A 13,618-nucleotide genomic window follows, 5' to 3' on the forward strand; every position below is an offset into this window, starting at 1 on the left:
CTAGCCGCCGCGGGCGGGCGCAGCTCCGGACAAGCGGTTGTCCGGGGCTGCTTTTTTGTTTGGCGCCGGCGGTTCAGCGGACGTACCAGTACAGCGCGAGCTCCGTCATGACGGACGGAATGCCCATTTGCCGCAGCATGGCCGACATGTTGCCGCGGTGGTAGGTACCGTGGTTCACGATCTGCAGCGCCATCTCGGACAGCTTGACGTCCGTGATGCCGGCATACGGATTATCGAGCGTCAGGACCGCGTCGAGGTCGTCTTGGCGCCGCAGGAACGCGGCAATCTCTTCGCCCTGGGAACGGAACGCGGCTTCGGCCGCATCCAGGGAGAGCGCGCGGATTTCATCGTCCAAGGGGGCGGTAGCCTCCATGGCGCCGGCCATGCTCACCCCCTGCATCATCAGCAGCCAGCCCCGGTCGACCCGGTAAATATGGGCCAGCGCGTCGGCCAGCGTCGGAAACGAGCTCGTCACTTCCCGGCGATACGCGTCCCCGGGCAGCTCTTGCAGCCGGCGGATCATCGTCTCGTTCGCCCAATTATGGAAGGCGATCATCTCCAGCGCGTGGTGGGTTTTCCGTTCGTTCATTATCATCAGCCTCCGTCGTCGTTTTCGGTGTTCCGAACCGTCTGACTTCATTCTAGCGGATCATTCCTGACAGCTTATTGTCAGGGTTTCAACATTTATTTCGAAGGAGGGCCCGCATGGCGCAAATCTGGTTCGACCCCGGCACCCTGACGGTCAGCTGCGGGCCGGAAACCGCGACGCTGCTCGCCAAGGAATACGCGCTGCTGCGGTTCTTGTACGACCGGCGCGGGCAGGTATTCTCGCGCGAGCAGCTGCTCGACCACGTCTGGCCGGGCCAATACCCGGACGAGCGGACCGTGGACGATCACGTCTACCGCCTCCGCCGGAAGCTCGCCCGCCTGCCGCAGCTCGCCGTCGCGACCGTCCGCGGCTGCGGCTACAGCCTGCGCTTGAAGGAGGCGCCCGCGGCGCCGAATCCGTCCGTCCTGGACGAAGAAATCCGCTCCTCCGTGCAGGGCTTGTTCCGCAAATACCATCTGTACGGCCAAGGCCGCTCCATGCTGACGCTGGCCGCGCAGCAGGACGCGCTCGGCATCGAGGTCGACGCGTTCTACGGCGTGTACCTGCGTTTCATTCAAGGCGACTTGGCGTGGTTTCTGCATACGGACGACGCGCCGGCCGCCGACCGCCTCTATTGGGTGCTGTTGTTCTACGCCTATCTGGCGGATCCGCGCGACAGCCTGGCGCGGTTCGAGCGGGCGCTGGAGCTGCAGGTGCTGGCGCCGGACCAGCGGCGCGAGCTGTATATTTTGAACATCGTCGACCTGTACGCCGACACGGGGCGGATCGCGGAGGCGGAGGCGCGGCTTGCCGTCGCCCGCGAGGTCGTGGAACGCGACGATCTGACGGCGGGCTTCGCGATGCCCGTGGCGCTCGCGGAGCTGTACGTCCGCATCGTCAAAGGCGACCTCGAGGCCGCGGCGAGCGGCATGGAAGCGCTGGAGCGCATGCTGGCGGATGCGCCGTACTTGCGGGAAATCGGCCGCTTTCATCTGCTGCGGGCGATGTACCTGCTGCGGTCCTGCCGGACGAAGGAAGCGGCGCAGGCCGTCGACGCGGGGCTGCACGTCTTGCGGCAGTCGGAAAACGTGCCGCTCCTGCTCCAGTCCGTCCGCCAGCTGCTGCTCGGCCTGGACCGCCCGCCGGCCGGGCAGGCGGACGCCATGCCGGTCGCCAAGCCGGACGCCCGGCGCGCCGCGCTCCGGCGGAAGCTGGAGGCGCAGCGGGCGGAGCTCGAACGGGAGCACGGCTACGGCGAGCTCCTCGGCGAGGCGAGAGCGCTGCTTGAGCGCTGCTTAACGTAAAGCCGCCCGAATGCGGTATTTTCGTTTCGTCTGACAATCCTCTGATAATTCTCCGTTACGATGGTTCCACGGCCTTAAGGGCGACTCGGGAATCGGAAGGAGCACGCATCATGACGAGAAGATTATCAACGCGCGGGGCGCGCGCGGACAGCTTGTGGGGGAACCGCGTCTTCGCGCGGATGTTCGCCGCCTACGCGGGCGCGGCGATGGGGGAATGGTTCGACGCGATCGCGATCCAGGTACTGATCGTGTACCGCTGGGACGCGGGACCGGTGACGCTGTCCTGGATCCCGGTCGTCATGGCGCTCCCCGGCCTCTTGCTCGGCACGCTGGCGGGCGTCGCGGCCGACCGGCTGCCGCGCATTCGGCTCATGCTGCTGAGCGACCTGTTCACGGCGGCCGTTACGGTCGCCATCCTGGCGGCGCCGAACGTGTACGCGCTCATCCCGCTGCTGGCGCTGCGCGCGGGGGCCGCCGCGTTCATCGCGCCGGCCCAGCAGGCCGTCACGCGGCATATCGTGCCGGCGGACCAGCTGCTGCGGGCGACGACGCTGAACGGGATGCTGCAGCAGAGCGCCAAGATCGCCGGTCCGCTCGCCGGCGCGTTCGTCCTCGCGGCGCTGTCGCCGGGCGCCTGCATCCTCGCGCACGCGGCGGCCCGGCTGCTGTCGGCGGGGCTGCTGTGGACGGTCCGCTCGGCCGAGCCGGGCCCCGCGCGGAACCGGGAAGCGGAGAAGCGCCCCTCGGCGGCCGCGGAATGGCGCGAGGGGCTGCGGGCGGTCGTCCGCGCCAAGCCCGTGCTGCACGCGCTGCTCTTCGGGTTCGTCGGGCTGACGGCCATCCTGATGGTCGACTACCAGTTCGCGATCCTGCTGCGGGAGCTGGCGCCCGACCGCCCGTCGCTGCTCGGCTGGCTGATCGCCGCGATCGGCGCCGGGTCGGTCGGGATCATGCTGCTGCTGAACAAGCGCAAGCGCCTTCCCTACGGCTGGGGCCTCGGCGGCGGCTACGCCCTGCTCGGCGCGGCGATCGCGGGCCTCGGCATGCTGCCGGTCGGCGCGCCGGCCGCGGCCGTGCTCGCGCTGGGCTTGCTGCTCGGCGTCGGGAACGGGGCGTGCATCGCGACGAAAATCTATCTGCTGCAGAAGGAGATGCCCGCGGCGCTCATCGGCCGGGTGTTCGGGGTCGACCAGACCTTGACGAGCCTCGTCATGCTCGGCGCGCCGCTCGCCGGCGGCCTGCTGATCGAAGCGGTCGGGGCGCGTCCCGTGTTCGCGGCGTTCGGGTGGGCGACGGCCGGCGTCGGCGTGCTCGGGCTGCTGCTGGCGCCGGTTCTATGGGGGCGCCGCGGCGCGGGCGCGGCCGAGGAAGCCCGGCCGGAAGCCTCACATTCCGCGTGAGATTAAGAGGAAGGAGCCGCGGCTCCTTCCTTTTTTCGCGCCGTTTTCGGCGCCCGATTGTTTCTTTCACATGCGCATATTTTGATCCATAGACTAATAAATTTGGGTTAGAGTTCACTTGTGAAGGAAGTGTGGCGATGGGGAGATATCGATGGAAGAAATGGCGGAAATTCCTCCTCTGGCTGCTCGTGATCGCGATCGTCTTCTGGTACGTGCTGACCGGCGGACCGACGGTGCTCGCGGTGGCGCTGAGCATTCTCAGCCTGCTGGTGCAGCTGCTCTTTGCCATGGCCTTCATGATCGTGCAGTTCGTCGCGCTCTTCTGGTTTTTGGCGCGGGGGCGAACGTATTGGATCCTGCCCGGCGAAACGGGCGCGACCTGGGACGATTACCGGGGCAATCCCGAAATCGTGGACAACGCGAAGCGGATCGTGACGCTGCTCGGCGGCGTCAAGGACTTTAAGGAAATGGGCGGCGAAGCGATCCGGGGGTTCCTGCTGTGCGGGCCGCCGGGCACCGGGAAGTCTTACCTGGCGCAGGTCATCGCCAACGAAGCGAAGGTGCCGTTCGCGTACGCGTCCGCGCCGAGCTTCCAAAACATGTTTTTCGGCGTCGGCAACATGAAGGTCATGCGGCTGTACAAGAAGGCCCGCAATTTGGCGAACGTGTACGGCGCGTGCATTATATTCATCGACGAGATCGATGCGATCGGCATGCGGCGCAACGGCGCCGGAGGCGGCGCCATGCTCGGGATGATGGGCATGGGCGGCGGTTCCGGGCTCTTGAACGAGCTGCTGCTGCAGATGGACCCGCCGAACCTCGATAACGGCAAAATCGCGAAGCTGCTCCGCTCGCTCGGCCTGCGGCGCAAGAAAGCGGAGCGGCCGGCGGTACTGACCGTCGCGGCCACGAACCTGCCGGAGGTGCTGGACCCGGCGCTGCTTCGCCCGGGACGGTTCGACCGGCAGTTATGGGTCGACGCGCCGGATTACGACGGACGGATCGATATTTTCCAGTATTATTTGAAGAAAGTGAAGCACGACGAAACGCTGACGCCGGAGAAAGCCGCGCTCGACACGATCGGCTACAGCCCGGCGCAGATCAAGCATATCGTCAACGAATCCGTCGTCATCGCGCATCAGCGCGGCGCGCAGCTGGCCAATTACCTGGATTTCCGCGTCGCCATGGAGACGTACGAATGGGGCCTCAAGCAGCCGCTCCGCTCGATGAGCGAGGACGAGAAGCGCAACGTCGCGTATCACGAGGCGGGTCATGCGGTCGCCCAATATTTGCTGAAGCCGCACGAGCGCGTCTGGAAGGTGACGATCATTCGGCGCGGCAGCGCGCTCGGCCTGGCGGCCACGAAGCCGACGCACGAGCGGTACAACCGGAGCGACAGCGAGATGTTGGCGGGCATTCAGGTATGTCTGGCCGCCCGGGCGGTCGAGGAGGAGTTTCTCGGCAAGAAGCTGAACGGCGTCACGTCCGACCTGCAGCAGGCGACGTCGATGGCGGGCGCGTATCTCGGCATGGTGGGCATGGGCGACGAGCTGTTCAGCTTCCTCGCGGCGGGCTCGCATCAGGAGGCCTTGAAGACGCTCCGGCCGAAAATCAACGAGCTGCTGAGGGACCAGATGCAGCAGGTGAAGAAGCTGGTGAGGGTCCATGCCGAGTTCGTGCACCTCATCGCGGAGGAGCTGTTGAAGCAAGGCGACCTGACGGGCGAGGAGATCGAGGGACTTTACGTCTCGCTGTACGGCCGCACGCGGCCGGAGCCGCCGAAGGTGACGGCGTCGGGACAGGAAGCGGGCGGGAACGGCGCGGCGAAAGCGCCCGCGTCCGAGGCGGAAGCGGTGCCCGAAGCCGAGGAGGAGCCGGCGTCCGAGCCGGAGCCGTCCGGCGAGGAAGGGGCCGGGGGCGGGGAGCCGGAGGACGATAAACGAAGCCGATGAGCGAGCGGATGCAGACGCCGCGCATGGGGCCGGGGAGGCGCTCGCCGGGGCGATGGGGCAATAGCGAATCGAGATGCGGAAAATGAATCGAGACGCGAAAGATGGATGTTGAGCGAAAAATGAATTTTAAATTGAATTTTAGTCGAGACGCGAAAGAACCCGCCTGGGAGGGCGGGTTCTTTCGCGCGGTTCGGGAGGCGGCCCGGCCGGGAACGGCGCGTAGATGAGGCCGACGCCCCCGGCGCCGGTCCTGCCGCCTGCGGGCCCGGCTCCGGCCGCAATCGCCGTTCCTCACGTCTCGTGCAAAACCTCGCCCGTCCGCGACAGGTCGTAGCCGGCGATGGCCTGCAGCTCCCGCTTGAACGCGTCGGACCGGAGGATGCCGAGCAGCTCCGGGATCCAGACCCGCGAAGCGGCATGCTTCAAGACGACGAGGTCGTACTGCTCGTCGATGAGCGGAATGAAGTCGACGCCTTCGACGAGCGAGGCGGCCTTCTCGCTGCCGACGCCGACGTCGGCCCCGCCGGCGGCGACCTCGGCGGCGACGCCGAGATGATTCGTTCGCACGAGGTCGTACCCGAGCAGCCGGCCCGGCTTCATGCCGCGCAGCAGGAGCTGCTCGTCGAGCAGCACGCGGGCGCCGGAACCGCGTTCGCGGTTGACGAGGCGCAGCCCGGGCCGGCCGAGGTCGACCCAGCCCCGCAGGCCGAGCGGATTGCCGCGCGCCACGTACAGCCCGGCTTTGCGGGCGAGCAGATGGACGACGAGATAGGAGGCGCCGACGAGCAGCTTGCGGATGTAGGGCAGATTGTAGCGGCCGGTCTCGCCCTCGAGCAGATGCGTGCTGACGATGTCGGCTTCGCCTTTATACATCGCGATGAGGCTGTCCATGCTGCCGACATGCGCCCGCAGCGGACGCGATTCCGGCAGCCGCTGCTCGAGATGCTTCGCCAGGATGTCGAGGCTGACGTCCTGTCCGGTAATGACGAGCGGACGCGCGCCGGCCGGCCGCGCGGCGAAGGCGGGCGGCGGCGCCGCTTCCGCCGCCGGGAGCGGCCGTTCGGCGAAGGCGATGCCTTTGGCCCGCTGCTTGTACGCGTCGAGATCGGCGGCGTCGATCCGCATTTGTTTGCCGACGCGGTAGGAGGGCAGCTCGCCCTTCTTGATGAGGTCGTAGACGGTCAGCTTGGAGATTTTGAGCAGCTTCGCGATTTCTTCGGTCGTATAGGATTCGTCGCTGGCCATGGTCGGGTCCTCCCGCGTAAAGTTTAATTGCCGCATGCCGGCCGTTTGATTGCCCTCATTGTACCATATCCTGCCGGGACGCGTTTGGCAGGGACCGCCGGGCCTTGCTATAATGCGGGTTATACGACCGGATTCGGGAGGGCTGTCGAAGCATGATTGGGAAGAAAAAACGGCTCGCGCCGCTCTTGCTGCCGGCGCTGGCCGCCGCCTTGGCCGGCTGCGGGCACGCGGGGAGCGGCAGCGAAGGCGCGACGAACGGGGCTCCGGCGGGCCCGGACCGGGCGCGGGTCGAGCTCGTCGTCTCGGCCGCGGCCAGCCTGACGGACGCGCTGACGGACCTGAAGCCCGCCTTCGAGGCGGCGAACGACGGCATCGCGTTGACCTATAATTTCGGCGCGTCGGGCACGCTGCAGAAGCAAATCGAGCAGGGCGCGCCCGCCGACGTGTTCCTGTCCGCCTCGGACCGCAACATGGACGCGCTGCTGGATCAAGGTCTCGTCGATCCGGCGCGCGAAGGCGAATTGCTCGCGAACGAGCTCGTCGTCGTCGTGCCCGCGGGGACGACGGGCGTGCGGACGCTCGCCGATTTGGCGGGAGGCGGCGTGAAGCGGCTCGCGATCGGCATTCCGGAGAGCGTTCCGGCGGGCGGCTATGCCAAGGAAGCGCTGACGAACGCCGGGCTGTGGGAGAAGCTGCAGCCGAAAACAGTGCAGGGCAAGGACGTCCGGCAGGTGCTGCAGTACGTCGAGACCGGCAACGCGGACGCGGGCTTCGTCTACAAGACGGACGCGCTGACGTCGAAGAAGGCCGGCATCGCGTTCGCGGTGGACCCGGGGCTTCATGCGCCGATCCGGTATCCCGGCGGCGTGCTGAAGGCGAGCAAGCATCCGGCCGAAGCGGCGGCGTTCTACGAATACTTGCGATCGCGGGCCGCGGCGGACGCGTTCGCGAAGTACGGCTTCTCGGCCGCGGAGGAAAGGAAATAAGCGCGGAGAAACCGGCGCGCGGGACGGAAGGGCGCCATCCCGCCTGTTCGAACGCAAGAAGGCGGTCCCGGAGCCGGGACCGCTTTCCTGCGTTCCGCGGCGGGCGCTGCCGCCGCGTCCCGGCGGGAACGAAAACGCGGAGCGGTCCCTAGGGACCCTCCGCGTTTTTGTTCCCATTATTCCGCTACGCGCACGTACACCCGCTCGCCGTGCTTCTCGACTGCCACCGGCGATTCGAAGAACGCGCTCAGGCCGTCCGTCGTCAGCACGTCCTCCGTCCGGCCGCTGCGCACGACCTCGCCGTCGCGGATGAGCAGCGCGTGCGTGAACGCCGGCAAAATCTCCTCCGTGTGGTGCGTGACGTAGATGAGCGTCGGCGCGTCTTCGCTCCCGGCCAAGTCTTTGATGCTGGCGAGCAGCCGCTCCCGGGAGAACAGATCGAGCCCGTTGCACGGCTCGTCCAGGATCAGGATGCGCGGCTTCGCCATGAGCGCCCGGGCAATGAGCAGTTTCTGCTTCTCGCCCTGGGAGCAGGTGCGGAACTCGCGGTCCCACAGATGGGCGCAGCCCAGCTTCGCCATGAGCTCGCGGGCGAAATCCAGCTCCTCGTCGGTCACGCGCTCGTACAGTCCGATGGTGGCGTGCTTGCCGCTGATGACGATATGCTGCGTCCGGTCCGAGGCGTACAGCTTCTCCTGCAGCGACGTGCTGACCCAACCGATTTCCTTGCGGAGCTCCCGCAGGTCGACTTCGCCGAAGCGGCGGCCGAGCACGCTGACCGCGCCTTCGGACGGCCAGAAATACCCGTTGACGAGATTCAGCAGCGTCGTCTTGCCGGAGCCGTTCAAGCCGAGCAGCGCCCAATGCTCGCCCGGCGCGACTTGCCAGCTCACGTCCTTCAGCAGCGTCAGCTGCTCGCGCCGCCATGTGACATGTTGAATATCGATGATCATGAGAAGTGCGTCAAACTCCTTTCGTGATGCCTTGCCTGCTTGCTTGCGATCGCGGCGTGCGCCGGTCGTCTCCTTGCCCATTGTACGCCTGTCTTCGCGATTCCTCAATCGTGTGGGCCGCCGTTCACGCCGCGTCCGATCCGCGCATCAGTTTGGATTCGCGCGGCAGCAGGAAGGCCCAGACGCCGATCAGCGGCAGGAAGGCGCAGAGACCGACGACGAAATCGGCGCCTTGGACGTCCATCAATCGGCCGAGCAGCACGGAGCCGAGACCGGCCATGCCGAACGAAAGGCCGAAGAAGAGGCCGGATACCGTGCCGACGTGGCGCGGCAGCAGCTCCTGCGCGTAGACGATGATGACGGAGAAGCCGGACATGAGAATCATGCCGATCGCGCAGCAGAGCAGCAGCGCGGCGGTCGGGCCGACATGCGGCAGCAGCAGCGAGAACGGCGCCGTCCCCGCGATGGAGATCCAGATCATCGTTTTGCGGCCGAAGCGGTCGGCGAGCGGTCCGCCGAGCAGCGTGCCGGCCATGCCGGCGAACTGCAGCGCGAAGAGGCAGATTTGCGCGCGGTCGAGCGGCAGGTGGTAACGGTCCATGAAGTAGAACGCATAGAAGCCCGTCATGCCGGCGATGTAGACGAATTTGGAGAAAAGCAGGGCGATCAGCAGCGTCATCGTGCCGGCGACGAACAGCCGGGAATGCGTCGGGCGCGATGGGGCGAAGAAGGCCGCGGCGACGGCCTTCTTCGCCGGCGCGGCCGCGGCGAGCTGCCGCTTGTACCAGCGGCCGACGACGGTTTGCACCGCGATGCCCAGGACGGCCGCGACGGTGAACCAGAGGAAGCCGCGCTGCCCGAGCGGCAGCAGCACGAAGCCGACGAGCAGCGGCGCGAGCGCCTGGCCGGTGTTGCCGCCGACCTGGAAGATCGACTGCGCCATGCCCCGGCCGCGCCCCGCCGCCATCCGGGCGACGCGGGACGATTCCGGATGGAGGACGGAAGAGCCGACGCCGATCAGGGCGGCCGCGGCGAGCAGCAGCCCGAGGGAATCCGCGTACGCGAAGTCGAGCACGCCGAGCAGCGAGAACGCCATGCCGAGCGGCAGGAGGTCCGGCATCGGCCGGCGGTCGGACAAGTAGCCGACGAGCGGCTGCAGCACCGAGGCGGTAATGTTGAGCACGAACGCTACCCAGCCGATCTGGGTGAACGAGAGCCGCATCGTGGTTTGGAAGAGCGGAAACGCGGCCGGCACGGCGGTTTGCATCGCGTCGTTCAGCAGGTGCGCGAAGCTGACGCCGCCCAGCATCCAGGCGGCGGAACGGCGCGCCGCGGTCAAGGCTGCGGTATGTGTCATGGGTCAGGACCCCTTTCGGTATTTGGTTTCAGTCTACCGGACGGCCGGGGCCGGGTCGTCGTGAAAAGTGCTGCGGTCGGCGCAATTTTTGCTATAATGGGGGCTAGGTGAAGACACATGGAGATGAAAGCGGAAACGCAATGGATCGAGCTGTGGCAGGGGAGCGAGAGCTTCAAGAACGACTCCCACCGGCACGATCATTGGATGCAGGCGACGCTGCCGGTGAAAGGGACGTGCGCGTTCACGCAGGAGAACCGGAGCTATGCGCTGGGCGAAGGAAGCGGCTTGATTCAGCCGCCGGGCGCGAACCATCATTTTCGGCTCGGGAGCGGGACGTCGGTTATCATCGTCAAGGTCCGCGAACGCGGCGCCGGCGGCATGGAGGCGGTCCGGCCGCGCTTCGCCGGCGGGGAAAGCCATGATATTCGCCGGCCGTTCGACCCGGACGAGCTGGCGGGCCGGTTCCGGCGGTGGATGACGGCGCTGATGCAGGGCCAGGCGCTGGCGGATCCGCTTGCCGTGCAGGACGTGGAGCACGACGTGCTCGCGTACATGGGCGGGCTCGTCGGCGCGGCGCCCGAAGGGGCGCGCTCCGTCCCGCCGAAAGGGATCGCCGATCCGCATATGCGCGAGGCGCTCGCTTATCTGCACGATTGTTACGACCGCGCGCTCAGCGTCGACGAGCTGGCGGGCATCGCGCTGCGGAGCCGGTATCATTTCATCCGCTCCTTCCGCGAGGCGACGGGCGTGACGCCGTACCAATATTTGCTGAAGCTGCGCATGGACGAAGCGATGAACCGGCTGCGCCGCACGCGAGAGACGGTCGGCCGGATCAGCGCCGATCTCGGCTTTTCCAGCACGAGCCAGTTCCACCGCGCGTTCCTGAAATCGACCGGCATGACGCCGCAGGCGTTCCGGCAGCAGTGAGACGATGGGAAAAAGCCCGGGACCGCGTCCCGGGCTTTTTTGGTATGCGTCGCGCGGTGGTTGCGCTCCGATGAGCGGGTGCGTTGCGTGTGCGGCGGCTGCGGCGTGGCGCCGGTGGCGACGGTGGGCCAGCGGTGGCAGCGGTGGCAGCGGTGGCTGGCGGTAGCGCCGCGCTTTCGATGCTATCAGGGCGGGCTGGGGCGATTGCAGGGGCGGGAATATCGCGTCGCCAAGTGCCGCGCGGGTTCGCTCGCCAGCCGAGTCGGCGCGAAGAGCGGTACGAGGTACCGCACATGAGGCGTCGAGCCGACTTTTAGCGCAAAGAGCGGTACGAGATACCGTACATGAGTCGGTGAGCCGACTAACGGCTTAAAGAGCGGTACGAGGTACGGTACATGAGGCCGTCGGCCGACTTATGGCGCAAAGAGCGGTACCAGATACCGTACATGAGTCGGGGATCCGACTTTTGGCGTAAAGAGCGGTACGAGGTACGCCACATGAGGCGATCAAGCAACTTTTGGCGCAAAGAACGGTACGAGGTACCGCACATGCGGCCGCCAACCCGGCTTGCGGCCCAACCGAAGAGCCGCGCTTACGCCCGCTGCGTCTCGGCGCCGGGGGACGCTGCCCGCCGCGCGGCTTTGCGCCGACGGCCGAACGCCGCCCAGACGAACGCCAGGTTCAGCAGGCAGAGCGCCGCGAGAGCGAAGTAGACGTTGCCGAACACGGCGGCCGCGCCCGCGTGGCCGAATACGCCGAACGCCGGGGAGGCGCTGCCGCTCGCTGCGCCGTCGACGAGCTTGCTGACGACGGCGCCGGCGATCGCGCAGGAGAGGAAGTTCCCGAGCGTCAGGATGCCCATGCCGACGCCGGTCTGTCCCGCGGGCAGCGTTGAGGCGACGAGCTTCGTCATCCCCGCTTGGTAGAATGCGGCGCCGACGTTGCCGAACACGAGGCAGGCCGCGACGTAACCCGCCGCGCCGCCGCTGAACAGCGAGAGCGCCAGCTGTCCGGCCGCGAGGAGGATGAGCGCCGCGACGATGATGAAGAGGCTGCCGCGGCGGTCGGCCAGCTTGCCGCCGTAACGGCCGAACACGGCGGCGCTCATGGCGGCCGGGAACATCAAGAGACCGATCGCCGACGTGCCGAGGCCGTTCGCCGCGTTCAGCAGCATCGGCGTGACGAAGGTGACGGTGAACGAGACGGCGTAGACGAGGAAGCTGCTGAACAAGCCGGAGCGGAAGCCGCCGCTGCGGAAGACCGCCGGCTGCACGAACGGATCCGCGGTCCGGACGATCCGCAGGACGAACAGCGCGAGCAGCAGCGCGCCGGTCAGCGCCAGCCAGCCGCTCCACTGCGTGATGCCGAGCATGAAGAGCGTGACGGAGCCGCCGAGCAGCAGCGCGCCGAGCAGGTCGAATTTGCCGCTCCGCGGTTCTTCGTCCGGCAGCCACTTGCGCAGAAACGGCAGTGCCGCGAGCGTGCCGATCGAAATGAGGAAAAGATAACGCCAGTCGAGCCAGCCCGATACGAAGCCGCCGACGATCGGCCCGACGCCGGACGCGAACGCGATGGCCGAGGCGAGGATGCCGAGCACGCGGCCGCGGCCTTCCGGCGCGTACATCCGGACCGGCACGATCATGACGAGCGCGGGAATGGAGGACGCGCCGGCGGATTGGACGAAGCGGGCGGCCAGCACCGTCGCGTAATTCGGCGACAGAAAGCCGAGCAGCGAGCCCGCGGCGAAGAGGAGCAGCCCGATCGTAAGCAGCCGGCGAAGCGGGTACCGGTCGGCCAGCTTGCCGTACGTGAGCGACCCGACCGCGTAGATGATCGAGTAGCCGGTAATGACCCAGCCGGCTTCGGACGGCAGCAGGCCGAACGCGCGCGAAATGTCCGGCAGGGCGATGTTGAACATCGTGACGTTCATGACGGAGAAGAGAAGGATGAAGCAGAGCAGGCGGATAAGCTTATCGGCGCGGGGTTGCGATTCCATGGACGATCGGCCTTCTTTCGAAATAGATTGAGCTTGCAGGATGCGGGTGTTGAGCGCATACACGTTAGTTAGCACACACTAACATGCAAGCCGTAAAAAAACGGCCTAAGCCGTCAAAGCGATGCGTCAGCGCGGAGATAAGGCGCGCGCGAACAATTTCGCGCCGTTGTCGACGAAATCGGCGATCGGAAGCCCGGCCAGCAGATTGGAGCCGCCGGGCGCCCGGCTGAGAAAAGCGCCGTGGTGAAGCCACAGGTAGGAAGCCGCGTTCGTGGCGGGATCGACGTCCGCCAGCTTGCCCTTCTCCTTCATCGCCGCCAAGTAGCCGGTCAACATCTCCTGCAGCGCGAGGGGATGCTTGCGGATCCGATCGGCCAGACTCGGAATCGACCGGCTCTCCGATTGGAAGATAAGCAGGATGCGGCTGTTGCGCTCCATCAGCTCGTGATACGTCTCGCCGATCAGGCGCAGGTCCCGCTCGAGCTCCCAGACGATCCGTTCGGCGAACAGCTTGCGGAATTCCACCGTGTAGTAATACCGGTCGACGGCTTCCTCCAGCATGTTCAGCTTGCTGCCGAACTGGCGGAACAGCGTCATCTCGCTGACGCCGGCGGCGGCGGCGATGTCCTTCGTCGACGCGCCCTTGTACCCGTGCTCGGCCATCAAGTCGACGGCGGCGTTCATGAGACGCTCCCGGGTACCCGATTTGTCGCGGGGGTCGTTCTCGGTCACTGGCGTTCCACCTTTCCGTGCGTATGTTAGTGCTAACTAACAATTGCGATTGATGTCATCATAGTCGACGGAGAGGCGGTTTGTCAATCGTCCCCGGCGGCCGGCCGCGCATCAAAGCAGCTCCCGGGAAATTTCCCGGGAGCTGCTAGGCCGAGTGGAATTCGGTCGTTGCGAGCG

General features: G+C 66.8%; 11 protein-coding genes. 5 read left to right on the forward strand and 6 right to left on the reverse strand.

Annotated features, from left to right (window positions below; genetic code table 11):
- Positions 1 to 73 precede the first annotated feature (73 nt).
- Positions 74 to 589 carry a DinB family protein gene (locus I8J29_RS03780; RefSeq protein ID WP_208846343.1) on the reverse strand — a complete coding sequence of 172 codons (516 nt, stop codon included), beginning with the start codon at positions 587 to 589 and terminating at the stop codon, positions 74 to 76.
- A 116-nt stretch (positions 590 to 705) separates the two neighbouring features.
- Here I8J29_RS03780 and I8J29_RS34135 point away from each other — a divergent pair, with 116 nt between their 5' ends.
- From I8J29_RS34135 to I8J29_RS03795, 3 genes are all read left to right on the forward strand, one after another.
- Complete coding sequence (locus I8J29_RS34135; protein ID WP_208846344.1) at positions 706 to 1,893, forward strand: winged helix-turn-helix domain-containing protein; 1,188 nt, start codon at positions 706 to 708, stop codon at positions 1,891 to 1,893.
- Positions 1,894 to 2,003: 110 nt separating this feature from the next.
- Positions 2,004 to 3,293, forward strand: coding sequence for an MFS transporter (locus tag I8J29_RS03790; protein ID WP_208846345.1), 1,290 nt, complete (start codon positions 2,004 to 2,006; stop codon positions 3,291 to 3,293).
- 137 nt (positions 3,294 to 3,430) lie between these two features.
- Positions 3,431 to 5,245 (forward strand): AAA family ATPase, encoded by a 1,815-nt coding sequence (locus tag I8J29_RS03795; RefSeq protein ID WP_208846346.1) that lies wholly within the window; start codon positions 3,431 to 3,433, stop codon positions 5,243 to 5,245.
- Positions 5,246 to 5,536: 291 nt separating this feature from the next.
- Here I8J29_RS03795 and I8J29_RS03800 read toward each other — a convergent pair whose 3' ends face one another.
- Positions 5,537 to 6,490: a helix-turn-helix transcriptional regulator gene (locus I8J29_RS03800; RefSeq protein ID WP_208846347.1), complete on the reverse strand. Its 954-nt coding sequence runs from the start codon at positions 6,488 to 6,490 to the stop codon at positions 5,537 to 5,539.
- A 152-nt stretch (positions 6,491 to 6,642) separates the two neighbouring features.
- On the opposite strand from I8J29_RS03800, the gene modA reads away from it, so the two are divergent.
- Positions 6,643 to 7,476: a molybdate ABC transporter substrate-binding protein gene (gene modA, locus I8J29_RS03805; protein ID WP_208846348.1), complete on the forward strand. Its 834-nt coding sequence runs from the start codon at positions 6,643 to 6,645 to the stop codon at positions 7,474 to 7,476.
- Between the two features lie 176 nt (positions 7,477 to 7,652).
- Here modA and I8J29_RS03810 read toward each other — a convergent pair whose 3' ends face one another.
- Positions 7,653 to 8,429 (reverse strand): ABC transporter ATP-binding protein, encoded by a 777-nt coding sequence (locus I8J29_RS03810; protein ID WP_090637299.1) that lies wholly within the window; start codon positions 8,427 to 8,429, stop codon positions 7,653 to 7,655.
- A gap of 124 nt (positions 8,430 to 8,553) precedes the next feature.
- Entirely contained in the window at positions 8,554 to 9,786 is a 1,233-nt protein-coding gene (locus I8J29_RS03815; protein WP_208846349.1) for an MFS transporter, read from the reverse strand.
- Between the two features lie 117 nt (positions 9,787 to 9,903).
- Here I8J29_RS03815 and I8J29_RS03820 point away from each other — a divergent pair, with 117 nt between their 5' ends.
- Positions 9,904 to 10,713, forward strand: coding sequence for a helix-turn-helix domain-containing protein (locus I8J29_RS03820; RefSeq protein WP_208846350.1), 810 nt, complete (start codon positions 9,904 to 9,906; stop codon positions 10,711 to 10,713).
- Positions 10,714 to 11,305: 592 nt separating this feature from the next.
- Here I8J29_RS03820 and I8J29_RS03825 read toward each other — a convergent pair.
- On the reverse strand, positions 11,306 to 12,709 hold the full coding sequence (locus tag I8J29_RS03825) for an MFS transporter (RefSeq protein WP_208846351.1): 1,404 nt from the start codon (positions 12,707 to 12,709) through the stop codon (positions 11,306 to 11,308).
- 126 nt (positions 12,710 to 12,835) lie between these two features.
- Positions 12,836 to 13,441, reverse strand: coding sequence for a TetR/AcrR family transcriptional regulator (locus I8J29_RS03830; protein ID WP_208846352.1), 606 nt, complete (start codon positions 13,439 to 13,441; stop codon positions 12,836 to 12,838).
- Positions 13,442 to 13,618 lie beyond the last annotated feature (177 nt).

This window comes from Paenibacillus artemisiicola (assembly GCF_017652985.1).
Classification (GTDB): domain Bacteria; phylum Bacillota; class Bacilli; order Paenibacillales; family Paenibacillaceae; genus Paenibacillus_Z; species Paenibacillus_Z artemisiicola.

Excerpts from the sequence above, each read along its gene's own strand:
- I8J29_RS34135 (WP_208846344.1), top strand. The coding sequence starts at position 706 with ATGGCGCAAATCTGGTTCGACCCCGGCACCCTGACGGTCAGCTGCGGG.
- I8J29_RS03790 (WP_208846345.1), top strand. The coding sequence starts at position 2,004 with ATGACGAGAAGATTATCAACGCGCGGGGCGCGCGCGGACAGCTTGTGG.
- modA (WP_208846348.1), top strand. The coding sequence starts at position 6,643 with ATGATTGGGAAGAAAAAACGGCTCGCGCCGCTCTTGCTGCCGGCGCTG.
- I8J29_RS03795 (WP_208846346.1), top strand. The coding sequence starts at position 3,431 with ATGGGGAGATATCGATGGAAGAAATGGCGGAAATTCCTCCTCTGGCTG.
- I8J29_RS03800 (WP_208846347.1), bottom strand. The coding sequence starts at position 6,490 with ATGGCCAGCGACGAATCCTATACGACCGAAGAAATCGCGAAGCTGCTC.
- I8J29_RS03810 (WP_090637299.1), bottom strand. The coding sequence starts at position 8,429 with ATGATCATCGATATTCAACATGTCACATGGCGGCGCGAGCAGCTGACG.
- I8J29_RS03820 (WP_208846350.1), top strand. The coding sequence starts at position 9,904 with ATGGAGATGAAAGCGGAAACGCAATGGATCGAGCTGTGGCAGGGGAGC.
- I8J29_RS03825 (WP_208846351.1), bottom strand. The coding sequence starts at position 12,709 with ATGGAATCGCAACCCCGCGCCGATAAGCTTATCCGCCTGCTCTGCTTC.
- I8J29_RS03780 (WP_208846343.1), bottom strand. The coding sequence starts at position 589 with ATGAACGAACGGAAAACCCACCACGCGCTGGAGATGATCGCCTTCCAT.
- I8J29_RS03815 (WP_208846349.1), bottom strand. The coding sequence starts at position 9,786 with ATGACACATACCGCAGCCTTGACCGCGGCGCGCCGTTCCGCCGCCTGG.